General features: G+C 39.5%; 36 protein-coding genes. 2 read left to right on the forward strand and 34 right to left on the reverse strand.

Features of this window, described 5'->3' with window-relative positions; all coding sequences use genetic code 11:
- The first annotated feature begins 169 nt into the window (after nt 1–169).
- The gene (locus MHH85_RS19070) at nt 170–823 is read left to right on the forward strand and encodes a hypothetical protein (protein WP_340708207.1); all 654 of its coding nucleotides are present in this window, start codon (nt 170–172) and stop codon (nt 821–823) included.
- Between the two features lie 147 nt (nt 824–970).
- Here the strand turns inward: MHH85_RS19070 and MHH85_RS19075 are convergent, their stop codons facing one another.
- Nucleotides 971–1,651, reverse strand: a complete 681-nt coding sequence (locus MHH85_RS19075) for a KinB-signaling pathway activation protein (RefSeq protein WP_340708531.1) — start codon at nt 1,649–1,651, stop codon at nt 971–973.
- A 150-nt stretch (nt 1,652–1,801) separates the two neighbouring features.
- Between MHH85_RS19075 and gerD the strand changes: the two genes are divergently transcribed.
- A complete protein-coding gene (gene gerD, locus MHH85_RS19080) occupies nt 1,802–2,407 on the forward strand; it encodes a spore germination lipoprotein GerD (protein WP_340708208.1) in 606 nt (201 codons plus the stop codon).
- A 61-nt stretch (nt 2,408–2,468) separates the two neighbouring features.
- Here gerD and MHH85_RS19085 read toward each other — a convergent pair whose 3' ends face one another.
- From MHH85_RS19085 to rplB, 33 genes are all read right to left on the reverse strand, one after another.
- Nucleotides 2,469–3,527 (reverse strand): Mrp/NBP35 family ATP-binding protein, encoded by a 1,059-nt coding sequence (locus MHH85_RS19085; RefSeq protein ID WP_340708209.1) that lies wholly within the window; start codon nt 3,525–3,527, stop codon nt 2,469–2,471.
- Between the two features lie 79 nt (nt 3,528–3,606).
- Nucleotides 3,607–4,320, reverse strand: a complete 714-nt coding sequence (locus MHH85_RS19090) for an N-acetylmuramoyl-L-alanine amidase (protein WP_340708210.1) — start codon at nt 4,318–4,320, stop codon at nt 3,607–3,609.
- A 158-nt stretch (nt 4,321–4,478) separates the two neighbouring features.
- Nucleotides 4,479–4,871 carry a 30S ribosomal protein S9 gene (gene rpsI, locus MHH85_RS19095; protein WP_038179136.1) on the reverse strand — a complete coding sequence of 131 codons (393 nt, stop codon included), beginning with the start codon at nt 4,869–4,871 and terminating at the stop codon, nt 4,479–4,481.
- 21 nt (nt 4,872–4,892) lie between these two features.
- Nucleotides 4,893–5,330, reverse strand: a complete 438-nt coding sequence (rplM, locus tag MHH85_RS19100; protein WP_193738019.1) for a 50S ribosomal protein L13 — start codon at nt 5,328–5,330, stop codon at nt 4,893–4,895.
- Nucleotides 5,331–5,502: 172 nt separating this feature from the next.
- Nucleotides 5,503–6,252, reverse strand: a complete 750-nt coding sequence (gene truA / locus MHH85_RS19105; RefSeq protein WP_340708211.1) for a tRNA pseudouridine(38-40) synthase TruA — start codon at nt 6,250–6,252, stop codon at nt 5,503–5,505.
- Nucleotides 6,253–6,274: 22 nt separating this feature from the next.
- Nucleotides 6,275–7,072: an energy-coupling factor transporter transmembrane component T family protein gene (locus tag MHH85_RS19110; protein ID WP_193738017.1), complete on the reverse strand. Its 798-nt coding sequence runs from the start codon at nt 7,070–7,072 to the stop codon at nt 6,275–6,277.
- Entirely contained in the window at nt 7,069–7,941 is an 873-nt protein-coding gene (locus tag MHH85_RS19115) for an energy-coupling factor ABC transporter ATP-binding protein (RefSeq protein WP_340708212.1), read from the reverse strand. The genes MHH85_RS19110 and MHH85_RS19115 overlap by 4 nt, the downstream gene beginning before the upstream one ends.
- The gene (locus MHH85_RS19120; protein ID WP_193738015.1) at nt 7,917–8,762 is read right to left on the reverse strand and encodes an energy-coupling factor ABC transporter ATP-binding protein; all 846 of its coding nucleotides are present in this window, start codon (nt 8,760–8,762) and stop codon (nt 7,917–7,919) included. Before MHH85_RS19120 ends, MHH85_RS19115 begins: the two co-directional genes overlap by 25 nt.
- 420 nt (nt 8,763–9,182) lie before the next feature.
- A complete protein-coding gene (gene rplQ, locus MHH85_RS19125; protein WP_038179125.1) occupies nt 9,183–9,563 on the reverse strand; it encodes a 50S ribosomal protein L17 in 381 nt (126 codons plus the stop codon).
- 54 nt (nt 9,564–9,617) lie between these two features.
- Nucleotides 9,618–10,562, reverse strand: a complete 945-nt coding sequence (locus MHH85_RS19130) for a DNA-directed RNA polymerase subunit alpha (RefSeq protein WP_038179123.1) — start codon at nt 10,560–10,562, stop codon at nt 9,618–9,620.
- A gap of 140 nt (nt 10,563–10,702) precedes the next feature.
- Nucleotides 10,703–11,092, reverse strand: coding sequence for a 30S ribosomal protein S11 (gene rpsK / locus MHH85_RS19135; RefSeq protein WP_053418552.1), 390 nt, complete (start codon nt 11,090–11,092; stop codon nt 10,703–10,705).
- Nucleotides 11,093–11,117: 25 nt separating this feature from the next.
- Complete coding sequence (gene rpsM, locus MHH85_RS19140; RefSeq protein WP_053418551.1) at nt 11,118–11,483, reverse strand: 30S ribosomal protein S13; 366 nt, start codon at nt 11,481–11,483, stop codon at nt 11,118–11,120.
- A gap of 23 nt (nt 11,484–11,506) precedes the next feature.
- On the reverse strand, nt 11,507–11,620 hold the full coding sequence (gene rpmJ / locus MHH85_RS19145; protein ID WP_000868344.1) for a 50S ribosomal protein L36: 114 nt from the start codon (nt 11,618–11,620) through the stop codon (nt 11,507–11,509).
- A 37-nt stretch (nt 11,621–11,657) separates the two neighbouring features.
- Complete coding sequence (gene infA, locus MHH85_RS19150; RefSeq protein ID WP_038179110.1) at nt 11,658–11,876, reverse strand: translation initiation factor IF-1; 219 nt, start codon at nt 11,874–11,876, stop codon at nt 11,658–11,660.
- Nucleotides 11,877–12,333: 457 nt separating this feature from the next.
- Complete coding sequence (locus MHH85_RS19155; RefSeq protein WP_340708213.1) at nt 12,334–12,987, reverse strand: adenylate kinase; 654 nt, start codon at nt 12,985–12,987, stop codon at nt 12,334–12,336.
- A gap of 66 nt (nt 12,988–13,053) precedes the next feature.
- The gene (gene secY / locus MHH85_RS19160) at nt 13,054–14,340 is read right to left on the reverse strand and encodes a preprotein translocase subunit SecY (protein WP_193738013.1); all 1,287 of its coding nucleotides are present in this window, start codon (nt 14,338–14,340) and stop codon (nt 13,054–13,056) included.
- The gene (gene rplO, locus MHH85_RS19165; protein ID WP_053418547.1) at nt 14,340–14,780 is read right to left on the reverse strand and encodes a 50S ribosomal protein L15; all 441 of its coding nucleotides are present in this window, start codon (nt 14,778–14,780) and stop codon (nt 14,340–14,342) included. Before rplO ends, secY begins: the two co-directional genes overlap by 1 nt.
- A 34-nt stretch (nt 14,781–14,814) precedes the next feature.
- The gene (gene rpmD, locus MHH85_RS19170) at nt 14,815–14,997 is read right to left on the reverse strand and encodes a 50S ribosomal protein L30 (RefSeq protein WP_038179101.1); all 183 of its coding nucleotides are present in this window, start codon (nt 14,995–14,997) and stop codon (nt 14,815–14,817) included.
- 13 nt (nt 14,998–15,010) lie between these two features.
- Nucleotides 15,011–15,511, reverse strand: a complete 501-nt coding sequence (gene rpsE, locus MHH85_RS19175) for a 30S ribosomal protein S5 (RefSeq protein ID WP_038179099.1) — start codon at nt 15,509–15,511, stop codon at nt 15,011–15,013.
- Nucleotides 15,512–15,532: 21 nt separating this feature from the next.
- On the reverse strand, nt 15,533–15,892 hold the full coding sequence (gene rplR, locus MHH85_RS19180) for a 50S ribosomal protein L18 (RefSeq protein WP_038179097.1): 360 nt from the start codon (nt 15,890–15,892) through the stop codon (nt 15,533–15,535).
- A 33-nt stretch (nt 15,893–15,925) separates the two neighbouring features.
- Entirely contained in the window at nt 15,926–16,465 is a 540-nt protein-coding gene (gene rplF, locus MHH85_RS19185) for a 50S ribosomal protein L6 (protein ID WP_038179095.1), read from the reverse strand.
- Between the two features lie 31 nt (nt 16,466–16,496).
- Nucleotides 16,497–16,895, reverse strand: a complete 399-nt coding sequence (rpsH, locus tag MHH85_RS19190) for a 30S ribosomal protein S8 (RefSeq protein ID WP_053418546.1) — start codon at nt 16,893–16,895, stop codon at nt 16,497–16,499.
- A gap of 29 nt (nt 16,896–16,924) precedes the next feature.
- The gene (gene rpsN / locus MHH85_RS19195) at nt 16,925–17,110 is read right to left on the reverse strand and encodes a 30S ribosomal protein S14 (RefSeq protein ID WP_008406949.1); all 186 of its coding nucleotides are present in this window, start codon (nt 17,108–17,110) and stop codon (nt 16,925–16,927) included.
- A 21-nt stretch (nt 17,111–17,131) separates the two neighbouring features.
- Nucleotides 17,132–17,671, reverse strand: a complete 540-nt coding sequence (rplE, locus tag MHH85_RS19200) for a 50S ribosomal protein L5 (protein WP_193738011.1) — start codon at nt 17,669–17,671, stop codon at nt 17,132–17,134.
- Nucleotides 17,672–17,697: 26 nt separating this feature from the next.
- Nucleotides 17,698–18,009, reverse strand: a complete 312-nt coding sequence (gene rplX / locus MHH85_RS19205; protein ID WP_038179088.1) for a 50S ribosomal protein L24 — start codon at nt 18,007–18,009, stop codon at nt 17,698–17,700.
- Between the two features lie 36 nt (nt 18,010–18,045).
- On the reverse strand, nt 18,046–18,414 hold the full coding sequence (gene rplN / locus MHH85_RS19210) for a 50S ribosomal protein L14 (RefSeq protein ID WP_038179086.1): 369 nt from the start codon (nt 18,412–18,414) through the stop codon (nt 18,046–18,048).
- Between the two features lie 41 nt (nt 18,415–18,455).
- Nucleotides 18,456–18,719 (reverse strand): 30S ribosomal protein S17, encoded by a 264-nt coding sequence (rpsQ, locus tag MHH85_RS19215; protein ID WP_038179084.1) that lies wholly within the window; start codon nt 18,717–18,719, stop codon nt 18,456–18,458.
- A 17-nt stretch (nt 18,720–18,736) separates the two neighbouring features.
- Entirely contained in the window at nt 18,737–18,937 is a 201-nt protein-coding gene (gene rpmC, locus MHH85_RS19220) for a 50S ribosomal protein L29 (RefSeq protein ID WP_038179082.1), read from the reverse strand.
- Entirely contained in the window at nt 18,927–19,361 is a 435-nt protein-coding gene (gene rplP, locus MHH85_RS19225; RefSeq protein ID WP_038179080.1) for a 50S ribosomal protein L16, read from the reverse strand. The genes rpmC and rplP overlap by 11 nt, the downstream gene beginning before the upstream one ends.
- A gap of 1 nt (nt 19,362) precedes the next feature.
- Entirely contained in the window at nt 19,363–20,019 is a 657-nt protein-coding gene (gene rpsC, locus MHH85_RS19230; protein ID WP_038179079.1) for a 30S ribosomal protein S3, read from the reverse strand.
- Nucleotides 20,020–20,022: 3 nt separating this feature from the next.
- Entirely contained in the window at nt 20,023–20,367 is a 345-nt protein-coding gene (gene rplV / locus MHH85_RS19235) for a 50S ribosomal protein L22 (protein WP_038179077.1), read from the reverse strand.
- A 21-nt stretch (nt 20,368–20,388) separates the two neighbouring features.
- On the reverse strand, nt 20,389–20,670 hold the full coding sequence (rpsS, locus tag MHH85_RS19240) for a 30S ribosomal protein S19 (RefSeq protein ID WP_038179075.1): 282 nt from the start codon (nt 20,668–20,670) through the stop codon (nt 20,389–20,391).
- 60 nt (nt 20,671–20,730) lie between these two features.
- Entirely contained in the window at nt 20,731–21,561 is an 831-nt protein-coding gene (rplB, locus tag MHH85_RS19245; protein ID WP_340708214.1) for a 50S ribosomal protein L2, read from the reverse strand.
- Nucleotides 21,562–21,565: the final 4 nt, after the last annotated feature.

The following is a 21,565-nucleotide window of genomic DNA, read 5'->3' on the forward strand; positions in this document are numbered from 1 at the left end:
CATTTATTGATTAACGTCTTGCATGTTCAGTTTTCAAGGTTCATTTTGTCGTTTTGTTTTGACGACTTACATATCTTATCATCCTTTTTGCATTATTGTCAACACATTATCATAAAAAAGTAATAGGGGATTTTTTCAGTGTTAATAAAAAATGAGCGGGAGCGTTGATATGATGCGGAAAACTATCATTCTTAGTAGTTTTATTTTGGTTGTTTTTTTATTATTTATACCTACGAAAGAGAAACTTTTAGAAGTTTTTAACGTAACAGATAGTCCAGATGTTATCGCAAGAGGTACTTATGGTCAAACGTTGACAATTGATGTTTCATTCGGAGATCAGGAACTGGAGCAATGGGTAAAGGCTTTGTCTCCCCCTTATCCTCTATTACTATTAGATAAGGATTGGATTAATCGTTCCCCTGCGATTTTACAATTAATTAAAGAGAAAAGGATTCCTACTGGATTATTAGGAAAAGAAAGCACATATTATGAAAGTAACCTAATGGCCTTGGAGGAAGAAATCGCTATTTATAAAAAGCATTTTGGCGTAAAGCCATTATGGTTCCGAACAAAGGACCAACTGTTCCCTAGTGATATGCGTCAACATTTATGGCAAGAACAAATTAATATGCTTGGATCTTCTAAAGTATGGACGAACGATAAACTACCTATACTTGTAAAAGGAGATATTATTACTGCTCCTATGCATCAAAAGGAACGTATAAGTTTTAAAAAAATTGATGAATTGCGCGCTAAATATGAATTCTCTACTTTAGAAAAGACGATCTTTGGCTACGAAATAAAGGATAAGAAGTTCCCATAAACGAGTTTTTACTCGGAAGAGAGAAAAACACTTTCTATTATCCGCTAATATAAAGCATGTTATATACGTCTCATGATTATTAGTTGAATATTAATGTTTTTCTACAAAAAAGTGATGTCCATCTATATAAGGACATCACTTTACTTATTATTTCACTTTAGATGCTTCGGCTAAGCGGCGTGCTTTACGACGCTCTTCCAATTTTAATCGATCTTCATCTGATTTTGCATTATACTTCGGCAAAACTAGCAATTGGAAAGCATTAACCGCTAAAAGAGGGAATAGTAATAACGTTACATATTCATCGCCACCGTCAGTACGTACCCATAACGCGATTAACCATTCAAGGGTAGTTACAACAATCATAAAAAATAAAGCTGGAACAAGAACATGTTTCTTTGTTAGCCTTGTCTTTTGAATAGCTGTTGCAATTGATCCTGCCAATAAGACAAGCAATAAAACTATATACAATAACCAATCTTGAGCAGTATGAGCATATGGTTTGAAGCGGAACAATACTAAATCAACTAACGTAACAACGATAATTAGCATTTGTACCCAATTCCATAATGTTAAAGAACGGAAAATGTTTACTCCAATTTGATGCACAGTTAAATATGCAAAGAACCCCATTTGTGCAATAACACTCATTGTAAAACCTAAAATAACAAACCAAATAATTCCTGTAAAGAACTCTGCCCATTCTCCATTAGAGAAATGCACAGCATAAAAATCGTTCCATCTAATGAATAAACTAAAAACTCCTGTAATGGAACCACCGATCAACATTGCATTTAAGAAAAATTTAAACCAATTTCGTATCGTCACGACTAAAAGTCCTCCGTTTGTAAAAACAATTTCTTGTTTCATTCTAACAACGAATCCGCAAAAAATCTATTTCTCCTTCAAATCAATACATATTACTTCGTTAATTGTGAACAATAATTGAAAGCAATATGAAGAAAGTGAGGGATTAGAATGGCCAAAAGGATCGTCTTTTCATTTTGCTTCATCGTTTTCTTAGCAGGTTGTTCTGCAAACCAACAAAGTACTCAGTCTTATGATGAAGTAAAGAAGATAATGCTCGATGCACTGCAATCTGAAGATGGCAAAAAAGCAATACGACAGCTTCTAGAAGATAACAGCTTTCGGGATTTAGTTATATTGGAAAATGAAGAGGTAAAAAAAGCAATTGAGGAAACATTGCTATCCAAAAAGTCTGAAGAATATTGGAAGAAACAGTTTGAAGATCCAAAATTCCGTGAAACATTCGCTAAAAGTATGAAGAAGGAACAAGAAGGCGTTATGAAGGACTTAATTAAAGACGCTTCATTCCAAAAAGATCTTGAACAATTTTTTGGTCAGCCCGATATGCAAAAACAGCTGGAGAAGATTTTAAAATCAGCTAATTCAAAAGAAAATTTAGAAAAAATTATTGCAGAAACAATCGAAAGTCCACTTCTACAAGAAAAATGGCTAAAACTTATTCAATCTGCTGGTGAATCCTCTGGTGGTGAGGAGAAATCCAAGGGAGGTAAAAGTGGCGATGAATCCAGTGGAGATAAAAAGAAACAAGAGGGATAATTAATCGGCATACAAAAGAAGAAGCGGGTGCCTTTGTTAAGGTGCCCGCTTCTTCTTTTGATTATTTTTCTAACTTTTCAATTACGTTACGCGCGATATCAAGATAAATTTGACCTGTAGAGTGATTTTTTGCATAAACAGATGGTGCGAAATCAACGTCATTCCAGTCAGGTTGACCTAATGGAATTTGACCAAGTAATTCTGCACGAAGCTCTTCAGCCAATTTCGGACCGCCACCTTCGCCGAAGACAAATTCACGTTCGCCAGATACTTTTGATTGGAACCAAGACATATTCTCAATAACACCAAGGATGTTATGATCTGTTTTAATCGCCATTGCTCCTGCACGAGCTGCTACGAATGCAGCAGTTGGATGAGGTGTTGTTACAACGATTTCATTTGATTCAGGTAGCATTTGGTGAATATCAAGAGCAATATCCCCTGTACCTGGAGGTAAGTCCAAAAGTAAGTAGTCAAGCTCGCCCCATTCTACATCACGGAAAAACTGGTCCAACACTTTTCCAAGCATTGGTCCACGCCATACTACTGGTGCGTTATCTTCAACAAAGAAGCCCATAGAAATCATTTTCACACCTAAACGATCCACCGGAATAATACGATTCTCTTCTACCACTGGCATTGTTTGTACACCCATCATATCAGGCACACTGAAACCATAGATATCAGCATCAATTAAGCCGACTTTTTTACCAAGACGCGCAAGCGCTACAGCAAGGTTAACTGATACTGTTGATTTACCTACACCACCTTTACCTGAAGCAATTGAAATGAATTTTACATTATTAAGTGGCGATAATACATCTTGTGCTTCTGCTCTTGTAGCTGTACCACGGAATTGCTCTAAAGTTTCCTGAGGAAGGTCTTCAAAACGAATACCTACTGTTTCCACTCCAGCATTTTTTAATGCATCTACAATTTGCATTTGTAATTGCATTTGTTCTGGTGTACCAGTTTTAGCAATCGCCACTTTCACACTTACATGGTTTTTTTCTTCTTTTATTGAGACATTCGTAATACCATTTGTTTCTGCTAATGTTTTATGTAAAAAAGGATCTTTTAGTTCTCCGACTAATTCACGGACTTGTTGTTCATTAATCACAATAGACACTCCTCTAGTAAATATCTTTTTTCGAATTTTAGTATATCACAAAGGGTATGAATTAGGTTTACGAGTTGCTTTATTCGATATTAATCTCAAAATATTGTTCAATCCCTTGGACAATCGCATCTGCCAATTGATCTTGGTATTTTGGTGAAGTAAGTAGTTTTTGTTCTTCTGGATTGCTGATAAAGCCTGTCTCTATAAGTGCAGAAGGCATCGTAGCTTTTTTCAATAAATACACTTGCTTTATAGACAGTGCTTCTCTTTTAGTATTCTTCAAATTCTCTCGTATAGAAGACTGAATTTCTTTTGCCAAAAACTCACCGCCAGGATGTCCATTTGCATGGTAGAATACCTGAGCACCTCTCCACTTTGTTTCTGGAATTGCGTTGGCATGAATAGTTATAAAGAGATCTGGTTTTTGTTTAGCTACAAGTCGTTCTCTCAAGAAAATATCTTCTTTTTTACGTTCTCGTAATGTATTGTAAGTTTGATCAGAGGCATGTTCAGCAATAACATCACCACTTTTAGAACGTGTCATAAATACTGTCGCACCTTTTTTCTTCAGCCTCTTCTCTACCTTTTGTGCAATGGCAAGAGTGATATCTCTTTCAATAATATCCCCTTTAGACGCACCGCCATCTATTCCACCATGTCCAGCATCTACTACTATTTTCACTCCACCTAATGTTTCTGCAATGAAAAATCCACGATCTGATGCTTTTACTCCATATACAACAAATAGTATACAGCAAAGTAAAATTGTCCCTAAAATAAGCCACCGCTTCAAATAACGACACCGCCCTTTTGCATTAATATATGCCCTATGCTTGGACGATATGTCGTAATGATAAGCTAATATAAAATCATTTATATAATACCTAGTATTTTAGAACAAAAAAACCGCCCCATAAAAATGGGACGGTTTGAATTCGCATAAACGAATGATTAACGTTTTGAGAATTGAGGTGCACGACGAGCGCCGCGAAGACCTGGCTTCTTACGTTCTTTCATACGTGGGTCACGAGTAAGTAGACCTGCTGATTTAAGTGCTGGACGGAAATCAGGATCAACTGTTAGTAATGCACGTGCAATACCGTGACGGATTGCGCCAGCTTGACCTGTGTATCCACCACCATTCACGTTAACGTGAATGTCATAGCTTCCAACTGTTTCAGTTGCTACTAATGGTTGTTTAATAATTTCGCGTAAAGCTGCGAATGGGACGTAGTTTTCAACGTCGCGATTGTTAATAACGATATTTCCTTCGCCTGGTACTAAACGTACGCGAGCTACAGAACTTTTACGACGACCTGTGCCGATATATTGAACTTGTGCCAAGGGTATTTCCTCCTCTAATGATTATCCGCGAAGCTCATATGCTTCTGGTTTTTGTGCTGCGTGTGGGTGTTCTGCTCCAGCGTATACGTGAAGTTTAGTGAACATTTGACGACCTAAAGAGTTTTTAGGAAGCATCCCTTTGATAGCTAATTCTAGCATTTGTTTTGGATATTTATCTTTCATTTCACCTGCAGTACGAGTTTTTAAACCACCTGCAAATTGAGTGTGACGGTAATAAATTTTATCTTGTAATTTGTTACCTGTTAATTCGATTTTACCAGCGTTGATAAGGATTACGTGATCCCCAGTGTCAACGTTTGGTGTGAAAATTGCTTTATGTTTACCGCGTAAGATAGCAGCTACTTCAGAAGCTAAACGACCAAGAGTTTTGCCTTCTGCATCAACTACTAACCATTTACGCTCTACTTCGTGACCTTTAGCCATGAATGTTGTACGCATGTTAGTATCCTCCTACTAATTGTTTCTATTTTCTGTTCCAATTGTTTTCTTTATCCACAACACTATAAGATTCGGGGCTTATCGAGTGGGGTAATGAAAATACCATATGTCATAATATAACGAATAACAACTTTTGTCAAGTGCTTAACCAAAAACACCTGGAGATGTTGCTTCAGTCGCTATAGAACACGGATTCTAAGTACAATCCGTGTGGTGGCGCGGTTTTACCGGCATTTCCTCGATTCATTGAAGCAATAATTGAGGCTAGTTCATCAGCTTGGCGTTTACCAATTCCGACTTCCCATAAAGTACCTGCAATAATTCGCACCATATTATACAAAAAGCCATTTCCTTCAATTGTCATATGCAATTCTTCACCATGCCATTCAAAGTCTAACTTTGCAACAGTACGCACTTTATCTTTCACACTTGTATTGGCTGCACAAAAGCATGAAAAATCATGTGTCCCTAGAATATACTGTGCTGCTTCTTGCATAGCCATAACATTTGGCTTCACACCATTGGTAGGTGTCGCATAAAAACGTCTAAAAGGGCTCTGTACGGCTTCACACGACCAGATATAGCGATATCTCTTTCCATGGACGCTAAACCTCGCGTGAAAGTCATCAGACACCTCTTCTATTTGAACAATTCGGATGTCTCTCGGTAATTGGACGTTTAATGCTTGTGCATAACGATCAAGAGGAATGGACAGTGTCGTATCAAAATGGATTACTTGGCCGGTTGCGTGCACCTTGGCATCCGTTCTCCCACTTGCTGTCACCTGGACAATCTCATTTTTATGCATGATGGTAAGCACCTTCTGAAGCTCTTCTTGCACTGTACGTTTCTCTGGTTGCACTTGGTAACCAGAGAAATTCGTTCCATCATATGTGATTGTAGCTTTCATTCTTCTTTTCATCGTTATGCAATCTCCTCATTCATTAACTACGAAGGGTTATTAATAATGCTGTCATGACTACAAGTAACAGGATCGCTAATGTATCCTTACTATCCCACTTCAGCTGACGGTAGCGTGTACGTCCTTCGCCGCCACGATAACCACGTACTTCCATTGCTGTTGCCAAATCCTCTGCACGCTTAAAAGCGCTAACGAAGAGTGGTACTAGCAATGGTACAACGGCTTTAACACGTTCTTTTATTGGTCCTGTACTAAGATCTGACCCACGCGCCATTTGTGCCTTCATAATCTTATCCGTCTCATCCATTAGTGTAGGGATGAAGCGAAGCGATATTGACATCATTAGTGCTAACTCATGTACAGGTAATTTTAATTTTTTGAATGGATTCAACAGAACTTCTAATCCATCTGTAATCGAAATTGGTGAAGTTGTTAGCGTCAAAATGGATGTCATAAAGACTAATACTAAAAATCTAATAGAAATGAAAATACCTTGCTTCAAACCCTCTTCATATATACTGATGAACTTCCAGTGATAAAGCAGTTCACCTTCCTTCGTAAAGAAAATATGAAGTAAGAATGTAAATGCCATTAATATAATAACCGGCTTCAAGCCATTTATTAAAAAGTATAATTTAATACGCGAAACAAAAATAACAAGTAATGTAAACACAAACAGCGCTGCATACGTCACCGGATTGTTCGCTAAAAATACGATAATAATAAATGCGAATACAAATAATAGTTTCGAGCGAGGATCTAATTTATGCACGAAGGAATCTCCTGGCATAAAGCGGCCAAAAATCATTTTCTCCATCATTGACCCGCACGCTCCTCTCGAACAGCTTCCGTAATCGCTGACGCGAGCTCTTCTTCTGTTAGACAAAGCCTTGGTAGCTTGCGACCGACCTTCTCTTCAAATTCTCTCTGGAAACGTACAATACGCGGAGGCTCTAATCGATACTTTGCCAATTGCTCAGCATTACCAAAGATTTCTTCTGGATTTCCTGTTAGTACACATTTGCCTTCATGCATAATTGCAATTCGATCTGCATAACGTGCTGCATCTTCCATACTATGTGTCACAAGGATTGTCGTTAACTTTCTTGCCTTATGAAGCTGTAGGAATAAATCCATTATTTCTTTACGGCCGCGAGGATCAAGTCCAGCTGTTGGCTCGTCAAGGACAATTACTTCTGGTTCCATAGCGAGTACCCCTGCAATAGCCACTCGTCGCATTTGACCACCCGATAAATCAAACGGTGATTTATCAAGTACCGTAAGTGGTAAACCTACAAGTTCGATTAAGTGATGAGCACGTTTTGTCGCTTCGTCTTCAGAGATACCAAAGTTCATGGGACCAAAAATAATATCTTTTAAAACCGTTTCTTCAAATAACTGATGTTCGGGAAATTGAAATACAATCCCTACTTTTTGACGAACCGGTTTTAAATCCTTCGCCTTTTTACCAGCCGTAATAGTCTTGTCCCCGATTTGTATAGTACCTTCTGTAGGTTTTAAAAGGGCATTTAGATGTTGTAAAATCGTAGACTTCCCTGAACCTGTATGACCTATAATTGCTTGATAGCTACCTGAAGGAATAGCCAATTCAACATCAAATAACGCTCTCTTCTCAAAAGGCGTTCCTTGTGCATACGCATAACTTACTTTTTGAAGTTGGATGTCCATAAGTCATTCACCAGCTCTTCTTCTGTCATGTGCTCACCTAGAAGCTTTACACCATTTTGTTTCAAAAGCTTTGTTAGCTTCATAGCAAATGGTAAATCTAAACCAAGCTCTACTAATTGGTCGCCTAAAGCGAAAATTTCAGATGGTGTTCCTTCAGCAAATTTCTTGCCACCATTCATAAATAACATACGGTCAGCTAAAATAGCTTCCTCTAAATCATGTGTAATTGATAGGACCGTTAATCCTGTCTCTTCACGTAATGCTTGTACAGTAGCCAGTACTTCGGCACGGCCCTGTGGATCAAGCATTGATGTCGCTTCATCCAAAATGAGCAGTTTCGGTTTTAGTGCAAGTGCACCTGCAATGGCAACGCGTTGTTTTTGCCCACCTGATAAATGCTGTGGTTCATGATTTAAAAACTGATCCATCTTTACTTGTTTCAGTGCCTCATGTACACGTTTAACCATTTCTTCATATGGTATACCGTTGTTTTCAAGTGCAAAAGCAACGTCATCCTGTACAGTCGCTCCTACAAACTGATTATCAGGATTTTGGAATACCATACCCATTTGAGACCTAATATCCCAAAGGTTTTCTTCAGTCAATGACTGATTCAAAACTTTAATGGTTCCTTCTTGTGGAAACAATAAACCGTTCATAAGGCGCGCTATAGTTGATTTGCCAGATCCGTTATGGCCTACAATCGCGATCCATTCGCCTTCATTCACAGCAAATGACACGTCTTCAACCGCGTTCTTAATATCCGGCTCATCCGGGGAATATGTGAATGTTACGTGATCCAGTGATAAGATTTCATCCATATGCTCAAACTCCTCTCGCTCAACTTCGCTCCGCTGTTCTCTCTAACTTACACTGTTTTATGTATGAATACTAGCTGAAAAGATTCTATATTAGAAAAATACGACTTTAGCTTATAACGGCGAAAGTCGATTCTCTTCATTACTAATATTTAGTGGACATGAGCAAGGGCTCTTCCAAATTAAATAAAAAAGCGCGCACCCCATTCAGAGAAATGCGCTTTGTTTCGTATCTCCGTTCTTAAAGTTGCTCAGACTTTAAGAGTGAATGAGGTGCGTAGAGCTAAACGAGACGGCACTTATGTCCGCTCATCATAACACTCTGCTTTTAAATTTGTCGTATAAATCTAAATTCTAATTTTTAAAAAAAGAGGGTGCAGTTCAAATAGCTATGAACCAAACACCCTCCTCCGCATCGTATGATTAAACTAGTTCAATCACAACTACAGGCGCACCGTCACCGCGGCGAGGTCCCATTTTCATAATGCGTGTATAACCGCCTTGGCGTTCAGCGTAGCGTGGTGCTACATCATCGAACAATTTTTGCAAAGCGTAAACTGTTGATTCATTGCCTTCAGCGTCAGTTGTAGTAGCTAATTCACGACGAATAAATGTAGCTGCTTGACGACGAGCATGCAAGTCTCCGCGTTTGCCTAAAGTAATCATTTTCTCAACAACCGAACGTAATTCTTTAGCACGAGTTTCTGTTGTTTCAATGCGCTCATTGATGATTAAGTCAGTAGCTAAATCGCGTAACATCGCTTTACGTTGAGAACTTGTACGTCCAAGTTTTCTGTAACCCATGGATGTTTCCCTCCTTTGTTCAATAACTGATCAGTCTTTTATATAAAAGTTCGCTTAGTCTTCTTCGCGTAACCCTAAACCAAGCTCTTCTAACTTCGCTTTTACTTCTTCTAATGATTTACGTCCTAGGTTACGAACTTTCATCATGTCGTCCTCAGACTTGTTAGCAAGTTCAAGAACAGTGTTGATACCTGCTCGTTTTAAACAGTTGTAAGATCGCACAGAAAGATCAAGCTCTTCGATAGTCATCTCTAAGACTTTTTCTTTTTGGTCTTCTTCTTTTTCAACCATGATTTCAGCAGTTTGTGCCTCGTCTGTTAAACCAACGAAGATATTTAAGTGCTCGGTTAATATTTTTGCTCCGAGCGAAATCGCCTCTTTAGGACCGATGCTACCATCTGTCCATACATCTAGAGAAAGTTTATCGAAATCAGACGATTGTCCAACACGAGTATTTTCTACTTGGAAGTTGACGCGTGAAACTGGAGTGTAAATAGAGTCGATCGGGATCACGCCAATTGGAAGATCCTCGCGTTTGTTTTGATCAGCAGGAGTGTAACCACGTCCACGTTGCGCATACATACGCATACGAAGATGACCATTTTTAGCAATAGTTGCAATATATAGATCTGGGTTTAACACTTCAACGTCACTGTCATGCGTAATATCCGCAGCAGTTACTACTCCGTCACCTTTGAAATCTATTTCAATGACTTTTTCTTCATCAGAATAGATTTTTAAAGCTAGCTTTTTAATGTTCAAAATAATTGATGCAACATCTTCTACAACGCCCTCAATAGTAGAGAATTCGTGTAGTACGCCGTCAATTTGGATTGAAGTAACAGCAGCTCCTGGTAAAGAAGACAGAAGGATACGACGTAAAGAATTTCCCAAAGTGTTTCCATATCCACGTTCAAGTGGTTCTACAACAAACTTGCCGTATTTGGCATCATCGCTGATCTCAACGGTTTCAATCTTTGGTTTTTCAATTTCGATCATTCAAATTTACCCTCCTTCAAAACATCGAATGTATGATTTTTATTTCCTACATTAAATCGAATGTCTAATCAATCATGTGTCTGCACAATTCAGTTTGTACAAGAAATGAGATTCTCAATCACTAGATTGAGATTCATCAATTATACACGACGACGTTTTGGTGGGCGACAACCGTTATGTGGAACTGGAGTTACATCTTTAATTGCTGTAACGTCTAAACCTGCAGCTTGAAGCGCACGAATAGCAGCTTCACGACCTGCACCAGGACCCTTAACAGTTACTTCTAAAGTTTTTAAACCATGCTCGATTGATGTTTTAGCAGCAGTTTCAGCAGCCATTTGTGCAGCAAAAGGAGTTGATTTACGAGAACCACGGAATCCTAGAGCACCTGCACTTGACCAAGAAACAGCATTACCTTGCATGTCAGTGATGGTTACAATTGTATTATTAAATGTAGAACGGATGTGAGCAATACCAGATTCGATATTCTTTTTCACACGACGTTTACGAGATTGTTGTTTACGTGCCATGTTAAGAAGAAACCTCCTTTACCGATTATTTTTTCTTGTTCGCTACAGTTTTACGAGGACCTTTACGCGTACGCGCATTGTTCTTCGTATTTTGACCGCGAACAGGTAAACCGCGACGGTGACGGATACCACGGAAAGATCCGATTTCCATCAAGCGTTTGATGTTTAGAGAGATCTCACGACGAAGATCACCTTCTAATTTGTATTTGTCTAATTGTTCACGGATTTTGTTAAGTTCGTCTTCAGTAAGATCGCGAACTCGAGTACTTTCAGAAACACCTGCTCCAGCAAGAACTTGCTTAGCAGTAGTGTTACCTACTCCGTAAATGTAAGTTAATGAAATTACAACGCGTTTGTCGCGAGGAATGTCAACACCAGCAATACGTGCCATATACGTTGTGCACCTCCTTCAAATTAACCTTGTTTTTGTTTGTGTTTAGGATTTTCACAGATTACCATTACTTTACCGCGTCGGCGAATAACTTTACATTTTTCGCAGATCGGTTTCACAGATGGTCTCACTTTCATCTAACCTAACCTCCTTAGTGGTCCGGAGTGCAAAAGATTATTTAAAACGGTATGTGATACGACCGCGAGTTAAGTCATATGGAGATAACTCAATAGTTACTTTATCTCCAGGCAAGATGCGAATAAAGTGCATACGAATTTTGCCTGATACATGAGCAAGAACTGTATGACCATTTTCTAATTCTACCTTAAACATCGCGTTTGGCAAAGTCTCAACAACTGTGCCTTCGATTTCAATTACATCGTCTTTCGCCATCGACCCTGTCTCCCTTCTATATGCAATTCAGGTTCCCATCTTCAAATCAAACGGAATTTGCTTCAAGTTTTTTTCTTTCATGAAAGAAACGACTCGTCTCAACATATGTTTGGATTGTATGAGAGATGTTCGAAAGACGCTCATCAGGTTTCGCTTCTTACAACCCATGGAATTGACTTTCCGTTTGAACCTTGTTTCCCTCATGTCAACATGACCATCCGGAATTGCCTTGGATAAGATCCTTCCATACCCGTTTACACAGATGCTTCCACGAAACCCATTATACCCTTTCAGAACTAGGATTGCATCAAGGACAAAGGGTATCCCGTATACCGATACATCTAATTCATCAGTGCATAGACCGGGCACAATATGCTTTTGCAGCTCTCGAAAATACATTTCCGTTGCTACCGCATACTCCCCGCGGAGGCAGTTATCTGCACCCGGGATTCGGGTATTAGTTGCGGCTGCCCTGTAATAGAGCATCTACGTCAGCAAAAACATCTGAGATATCTTGCTGTCCGTTGATATTTGTTAACACGTTTTTAGCTTGATAAAAATCAAGTAAAGGTTGTGTTTGTTTAATATTTACTTCCAGGCGATTAGAAACCGTTTCTGGATTATCGTCTGCTCTTTGATAAAGTTCTCCTCCGTCTTTATCACAAATGCCTTCCTCTTTAGAAGGATTAAACACTAAGTGATAAGCAGAGCCACATACTTTACAGATACGACGACCTGTTAAACGTTTAATCAACTCTTCTTGTTCTACTTGAATATTTACTACATATTCTATTCTCTTACCAAGATCAGATAAAATATTATCTAACGCATCAGCTTGTTCAATAGTACGTGGAAAACCATCTAGTAGGAAGCCTTGATCACAATCAGGTTGGCTTAAGCGCTCGCGAACGATTCCAATCGTCACTTCATCAGGTACAAGAGCACCTTTATCAATAAACGATTTCGCTAAAAGACCTAATTCCGTACCACCTTTAATAGCTGCACGGAACATATCGCCTGTAGAAATATGAGGGATTGCGTACTTCTCAACAATTTTATCTGCTTGAGTGCCTTTACCAGCACCAGGCAAACCCATCAAAACGATATTCATACGGAGAGAGCCCCCTCAAGTTATTGTGAAGGTTTAAGGAACGAATATCGTCCCTAAAAACCAACATTATTTCATGAAACCTTTGTAGTGGCGTTTCACAAGTTGTGATTCTAATTGTTTCATCGTTTCCAGTGCAACACCGACAACGATTAGTAGACTAGTACCGCCAATTTGAGCCGATGATGGAAGCTTCGCAACATTAATAAAAATGATTGGAAGGATCGCAACAAGCGACAAGAAAATCGCACCTACAAACGTTAAGCGATATAAAACAGTTGTTAGATAATCTTGAGTGCTTTTACCAGGACGAATGCCCGGGATATAGGCACCTTGCTTTTTCAAATTATCTGCAACTTTTTCAGGATTCACTTGGACGAACGCATAGAAATATGCAAACGCTACAATTAACGCTACATAAATGATCATCCCAACTGGTTGAGAATAATCAAACGTTCTTTCAATGAACTGAGTTGCTTTATTATCTCCAAAGAAAGTAGCAATTGTTCTCGGCGTTACGATAAACGCAACAGCAAAGATTACTGGGATTACCCCAGCCGCATTTACTTTCAATGGTAAATGAGATTGTTGTGCACCTCTTTGAGCACCAGCACGTTTTGCATATTGAATAGGAATTTTACGCAACGCTTGTTGAACGTAAATGACACCTACAACAATCGCAAGAGCGGCCAATACAATAAGAGCCATCACGATTATACGGATGAATAATTGCTCTCCCGCATTCTCGAATTGTGAAGCATAAATTTGATTCACAGTGTTTGGCAATGCAGCTACGATACCAGCGAAGATGATAACGGAAATACCATTTCCTACACCTTTTTCAGTAATTTGCTCACCTAACCAAAGTAAAAATGCAGTACCAGCAGTTAACACAATCGCAATTGTTAAGTACGTCATAACACCCTCATCTTTAATCAATGAACCGCCATACATACGGTTAAAACCGTAAGACATTGCGATTGATTGAATAAATGCAAGGATAATTGCGAAGTAACGTGTAAATTGAGCGATTTTACGTCGACCAACTTCACCTTGTTTTGACCACTCGGTGAACTTTTGGACAACATCCATTTGCAATAGCTGAACTATAATCGAAGCCGTAATGTATGGCATTATACCCATAGCAAAAATCGAGAAGTTTGACAAAGCTCCCCCACCAAATGTATTTAAGAAACCAACTAAACTATATTGATCAGTGGCTTTTAATACATTGGCGTCGACGTTTGGTACTGGTATAAACGTTCCAAGACGGAATACGACCAACATCAAAAGAGTGAAAATGATTTTATTTCTAATATCTCTCACGCGCATAAAGTTAGAGATTGTTTGAAACATTAAATCACCTCGATTTGTCCGCCGGCATTCTCAATTGCTTCTTTAGCAGAAGCTGAGAATTTATGAGCTTTAACAGTAAGCTTTTTCTCAACAGTTCCATTACCTAGAACTTTGATTCCAGCTTTCTCGTTGCTCACAACACCAGTTTCAATTAATAAAGCTGGTGTTACTTCTGTGCCGTCTTCAAAACGATTTAAAGCGTCAAGGTTTACGATAGCGTATTCTTTACGATTAATGTTCGTAAATCCACGTTTAGGTAAACGACGGAACAATGGGTTTTGACCGCCTTCAAATCCTGGACGAACGCCGCCGCCAGAACGAGAGTTTTGACCTTTATGACCTTTACCAGAAGTTTTACCGTTACCAGAACCGATACCACGACCTACGCGGTTACGTTCTTTACGTGAACCTAATGCTGGTTCTAACTCATGAAGTTTCATTTGGGTGGCACCTCCTTGTTATTGATTTTTCGAATTAAATCTCTGTAACAGTAACTAAGTGTGCTACTTTTGTGATCGCACCGCGAACAGCCACATTGTCTGGATGTTCAACAGTATGATTTACTTTACGTAAGCCAAGCGCTTCGATTGTTTTACGTTGAGCAGGTTTAGTACCGATTAAACTTTTAGTAAGGGTAATTTGTAGTTTAGTTGACATATTATTTCCCCCCTTAACCTAATAGTTCTTCTACTGATTTACCGCGAAGTTTTGCAACTTCTTCAGCATGTTTAAGTTCAGATAAACCTCTAACAGTAGCGCGAACCATGTTAATTGGCGTATTTGAACCAAGTGATTTTGAAAGAATATCAGTGATACCAGCAAGCTCTAATACAGCACGAACTGGACCACCAGCGATAACTCCAGTACCAGGAGCAGCAGGTTTAATCATGATGTTACCTGCACCGAAGCGACCCATGATTAAGTGTGGTGTTGTACCACCAACACGTGGAACTTCGATCAAGTTTTTCTTCGCATCTTCTACTGCTTTGCGAATTGCATCAGGTACTTCCTGAGCTTTACCTGTACCGAAACCAACATGGCCATTACGGTCTCCAACCACTACTAGTGCAGTGAAGCGGAAACGACGTCCACCTTTAACAACTTTAGCAACGCGGTTGATCGTAACAACGCGTTCTTCAAGTTCTAGTTTGTTTGCGTCAATGCGACTCATGAAATGTGTACCTCCTTCTTATTAAAATTCTAAACCATTTGCACGTGCAGCTTCAGCTAAAGCTTTAACACGTCCATGATATAAGTAACCACCACGGTCAAATACAACAGCTTTGATGTTTTTTTCCGCAGCGCCTTTAGCGATAGTTTCACCGATTTTTGTAGCAGCTTCTAAGTTACCAGCAGTTCCTTCAAACTCTTTATCCATAGTTGAAGCACTTACTAGTGTTAGGCCTTTAGAATCATCGATAATTTGCGCGTAAATGTGTTTGTTTGAACGGAATACGTTTAAACGTGGACATTCAGCAGTACCAGTAATTTTAGAACGCACGCGCGCATGACGTTTTTTACGAACTTGATTCTTATCTTGTTTCGTAATCACAGAGGTCACTCCTTTCTAATGCTTTAAGCAGCATTATTTACCTGTTTTACCTTCTTTACGACGAACGAATTCGCCTTCATAACGAATCCCTTTACCTTTATAAGGCTCTGGTGGACGCACTTGACGGATGTTAGAAGCAAGTGCTCCAACACGTTCTTTGCTAATCCCTTTAACGATAACTTTAGTGTTTGAAGGAACTTCTACAGTTACTCCTTCTTCAGGTGTGAACTCAACTGGATGTGAGTAACCTACGTTCAATACAAGTTTAGTTCCTTGTAATTGAGCACGGTAACCTACACCAACTAATTCAAGTGCACGTTCAAATCCTTCAGAAACACCAGTAATCATGTTTGCTAAAAGAGCACGAGTTGTACCATGGTTAGTACGGTGGTCTTTTGACTCAGAAGGACGAGATACTGTAATCACGTTACCTTCTTGTTCAATTTTCATATCTTTGTTAAAAGAGCGAACAAGTTCACCTTTTGGTCCTTTAACAGTTACTGTGTTGTCAGCAGCGACAGTTACAGTTACAGTAGCCGGTACCTCGATTGGTTTTTTACCTACGCGAGACATTTATGTTGCACCTCCATTCTTTTGTTGCTAATTACCAAACGTAAGCTAAGATTTCTCCGCCAACTTGTTTAGCGCGAGCTTCTTTATCAGTTAATAAACCGTTTGAAGTTGAAACTAAAGCGATTCCTAGTCCGTTCAACACTTTAGGTACTTCGTTAGTTTTCGCATAAACGCGTAAACCTGGTTTAGAAATACGTTTTAATCCTGTAATAACACGTTCGTTTTCTTGGCCATATTTTAAGAAGATACGGATGATACCTTGTTTGTCATCTTCTACATACTCAACGTCACGTACAAAACCTTCACGCTTAAGAATTTCAGCGATCTCTTTTTTGATATTAGAAGCCGGAAGCTCTAATTTCTCGTGACGGACCATATTAGCATTACGAATGCGTGTAAGCATATCTGCAATCGGATCTGTCATTGTCATTACATTTACCTCCTTCCCAAATTAGGGGATTACCAGCTGGCTTTTTTCACGCCAGGAATTTGTCCCTTATATGCAAGTTCTCGGAAACAAATACGGCAAAGTTTAAATTTGCGGTATACAGAGTGTGGACGCCCACAGCGTTCACAACGAGTGTATTCTTGCACTTTAAACTTTTGCGTGCGTTGTTGTTTAACGATCATTGATTTTTTAGCCACGTTTTCGCCCTCCTTGTTTTATTACTTTTGGAACGGCATACCGAATTGAGTTAGTAACTCGCGAGCTTCTTCATCAGAGTTCGCAGTAGTTACGATAACGATATCCATACCGCGTACTTTAGAAACTTTATCGTAGTCGATTTCTGGGAAGATTAATTGCTCTTTAATACCAAGAGTATAGTTACCGCGACCGTCAAATGCTTTTTTAGAAACACCACGGAAGTCACGTACACGTGGAAGAGAAACAGCGATTAGTTTATCCAAGAATTCATACATACGCTCACCGCGTAATGTAACTTTCGCACCGATTGGCATTCCTTCACGAAGACGGAAACCTGCGATAGATTTTTTAGCTTTAGTTACAACAGGTTTTTGACCTGCGATTAATGCTAATTCTTCAACAGCTGAGTCAAGTACTTTAGAGTTTTGAACTGCGTCACCAACACCCATGTTAATAACGATCTTGTCAACTTTAGGAACTTGCATAACTGATGTATATTCAAACTTGCTCATAAGAGCAGGTGAAACTTCGTTTACAAATTTTTCTTTTAGGCGGCTCATGTGTTTGTACCTCCCTTCTCTATTACTTATTTATCGATTACTGCACCTGATTTTTTTGCTACACGAACTTTTTTGCCATCTTCGATTTTATAACCTACGCGAGTCGGCTCGCCAGATTTTGGATCGATTAGCATTACGTTCGAAACGTGAATTGCTGCCTCTTGGCTGACAATTCCACCTTGTGGGTTAACTTGGTTAGGTTTCACGTGTTTTTTGACGATGTTTACACCTTCAACTAGTACACGATCATTTTTAGGGAAAGCAGCAAGAATCACACCTGTTTTGCCTTTTTCTTTACCTGAAATAACCTTTACCTTGTCGCCTTTTTTAACATGCATTCTGTCGCACCTCCTTGATTGGCACTTTCATGAAAATTAAAGAACTTCCGGAGCTAAAGATACGATTTTCATGAAACTGTTATCACGTAATTCACGTGCTACAGGTCCGAAAATACGAGTTCCGCGTGGTGATTTGTCATCTTTGATGATTACACATGCGTTTTCATCGAATTTGATGTAAGTACCGTCTTTACGACGAACGCCGCTTTTCGTACGAACGATTACAGCTTTAACTACTTCACCCTTCTTGACAACGCCACCTGGTGTTGCTTTCTTGACAGTACATACGATTACATCACCGATGTTCGCAGTCTTACGTCCAGAACCACCAAGTACTTTGATAGTTAATACTTCTTTCGCACCTGAGTTGTCAGCAACTTTTAAACGGGTTTCTTGTTGGATCACTTAGGTTACCTCCCTTCGGACGTTGTAGTTCCGAAATTTAATTAGATAATAACCGCTTTTTCTACTACTTCAACCAAACGGAAACGTTTAGTAGCTGATAGCGGACGAGTTTCCATAATGCGGACGATATCTCCAACTTTTGCTTCGTTGTTTTCATCATGCGCCTTGAATTTCTTAGAGTATTTTACACGTTTGCCATAAAGCTTATGCTTTTTGTGAGTTTCAATTAAAACTGAGATAGTTTTATCCATTTTATCTGAAACTACGCGGCCAGTGTAAACTTTGCGTTGGTTACGCTCAGTCATGCTGCAAACCTCCTTTATCAGTTATTTGCACTGATTTCTCTTTCACGAATCACAGTTTTCATACGCGCAATTGCTTTGCGTACTTCGCGGATGCGAGCTGTGTTTTCTAATTGACCAGTCGCCAATTGGAAGCGAAGGTTAAAAAGCTCTTCTTTCAGTGATTTTACTTTAGTTTCGATTTCTGCTGTTGTAAGTTCACGGATTTCATTAGCTTTCATTAGATTCACCACCAATTTCTTCACGTTTAACAATCTTACATTTCACAGGAAGCTTATGAGATGCTAAACGAAGTGCTTCACGAGAGATTTCCTCAGAAACGCCTCCGATTTCGAACATAATTTTTCCTGGTTTAACTACTGCTACCCATCCTTCAGGAGCACCTTTACCTGAACCCATACGCACTTCTAGAGGCTTTTTCGTATATGGTTTATGTGGGAAGATTTTAATCCAAACTTTACCGCCACGTTTCATGTAACGAGTCATCGCGATACGTGCAGCTTCGATTTGACGGTTAGTGATCCAGCTAGCTTCAGTTGCTTGTAAACCGAATTCGCCGAATGCTATTTCTTTACCGCCTTTCGCTTCTCCACGCATTTTTCCGCGGTGTACACGACGGTATTTTACGCGTTTTGGCAATAACATATTATTTGCCTCCTTCCTCAGAGTTCTTCTTCACTGGAAGGACTTCACCGCGGTAGATCCATACTTTAACACCTAATTTACCATAAGTAGTGTCAGCTTCTGCATGAGCATAATCAATGTCAGCACGAAGAGTATGAAGCGGAACAGTTCCTTCACTATAATGTTCAGCACGCGCGATATCAGCGCCGCCTAGACGACCAGATACTTGAGTTTTAATACCTTTAGCGCCTGCACGCATTGTGCGTTGAATAGTTTGTTTTTGTGCACGACGGAATGATACACGGTTTTCTAATTGGCGAGCAATGTTTTCTGCTACCAATTTAGCGTCAAGATCCGCACGTTTGATTTCAACAATATTGATGTGAACGCGTTTGCCAGTGATTTTGCCAAGGTTTTTACGAAGTGATTCCACTTCAGTACCGCCCTTACCAATTACCATACCTGGTTTCGCAGTGTGAATTGTAATATTAACACGGTTTGCAGCGCGTTCGATTTCTACTTTAGAAACTGAAGCTTCTTTTAAGCTTGTTTCAATGTATTTACGTACTTTAATGTCTTCATGAAGTAAAGTAGCGTACTCTTTTTCAGCGTACCATCTAGATTCCCAATCACGAATGACACCAACACGTAATCCTATTGGATGTACTTTTTGACCCACGTATTATCCCTCCTTCTTCTCAGATACCACTAGAGTAATGTGGCTTGTACGTTTGTTAATTGCGCTTGCACGTCCTTGTGCGCGTGGACGGAAACGTTTTAACGTTGGACCTTCATCAACGAATACTTCTGAAATAACTAAGTTATTTACATCTAAATCGTAGTTATGTTCAGCATTTGCAACTGCAGATTTTAGTACTTTTTCAACTACAGGAGACGCTGCTCTTGGAGTGTGACGTAAAATTGCAACTGCTTCGCCAATTTGCTTGCCTCGGATTAAATCAACCACTAAGCGGACTTTACGAGGAGCAATGCGAACTGTGCGAGCAATAGCTTTTGCTTCTTGCATCAGGATTTACCTCCCCTCATATTAGCGTACTGATGTTTTCTTATCATCTGCACCATGACCTTTATATGTGCGTGTTGGTGCGAACTCACCTAGTTTATGACCTACCATATCTTCAGTCACGTATACAGGAACATGTTTACGTCCATCATATACAGCGATAGTTAGTCCGATAAAGTTCGGGAAGATTGTAGAACGGCGAGACCAAGTCTTGATAACTTGTTTTTTCTCAGAAGCCTCTTGTGCTTCCACTTTTTTCATTAAGTGGTCATCGACAAAAGGTCCTTTTTTCAAGCTGCGACCCATATTGGAGCCTCCCTCCGTGATCCCACTACGGTTCTTTCAACGAACCGCAGTCTAATCACTTTATTTTTTACGACGACGAATGATAAGTTTGTCGGATTTGTTTTTCTTGTTACGAGTTTTATAACCAAGAGCTGGTTTACCCCATGGTGTCATTGGTGATTTACGTCCGATTGGAGAACGTCCTTCACCACCACCGTGTGGGTGATCGTTCGGGTTCATTACAGATCCACGTACAGTCGGGCGTTTACCTAACCAACGAGTACGACCTGCTTTACCGATGTTGATTAATTCGTGTTGCTCGTTACCAACTTGACCGATTGTAGCACGGCAAGTAGCAAGGATCATGCGAACTTCACCAGATTGTAGACGAACTATTACGTATTTACCCTCTTTACCAAGGATTTGAGCTGATGTACCAGCAGAACGTACTAATTGTCCACCTTTACCAGGTTTCATTTCGATGTTATGGATTGTAGTACCCATTGGGATATTTTCAAGTGGTAATGCGTTACCTACTTTAATATCAACATCTGCACCTGATACAATTGTCATTCCTACAACTAGACCTTTAGGTGCTAGGATGTAGCGTTTTTCACCATCTGCATAATTAATTAATGCAATGTTTGCAGAACGGTTTGGATCATATTCGATAGTAGCAACGCGTCCTGGAATGCCATCTTTCAAACGTTTGAAATCGATGACACGATATTGGCGTTTATGGCCACCACCATTATGACGAACAGTGATTTTACCTTGGTTGTTACGACCAGCTTTGCGTTTAGTCGGTTCTAACAATGATTTCTCAGGCTTGTTAGTTGTGATTTCAGCAAAGTCAGATGACGTCATGTTACGACGACCATTTGAGGTAGGCTTATACTTTTTAATCGCCATTTGA

The organism is Viridibacillus sp. FSL E2-0187, from assembly GCF_038006425.1.
Classification (GTDB): domain Bacteria; phylum Bacillota; class Bacilli; order Bacillales_A; family Planococcaceae; genus Viridibacillus; species Viridibacillus arvi.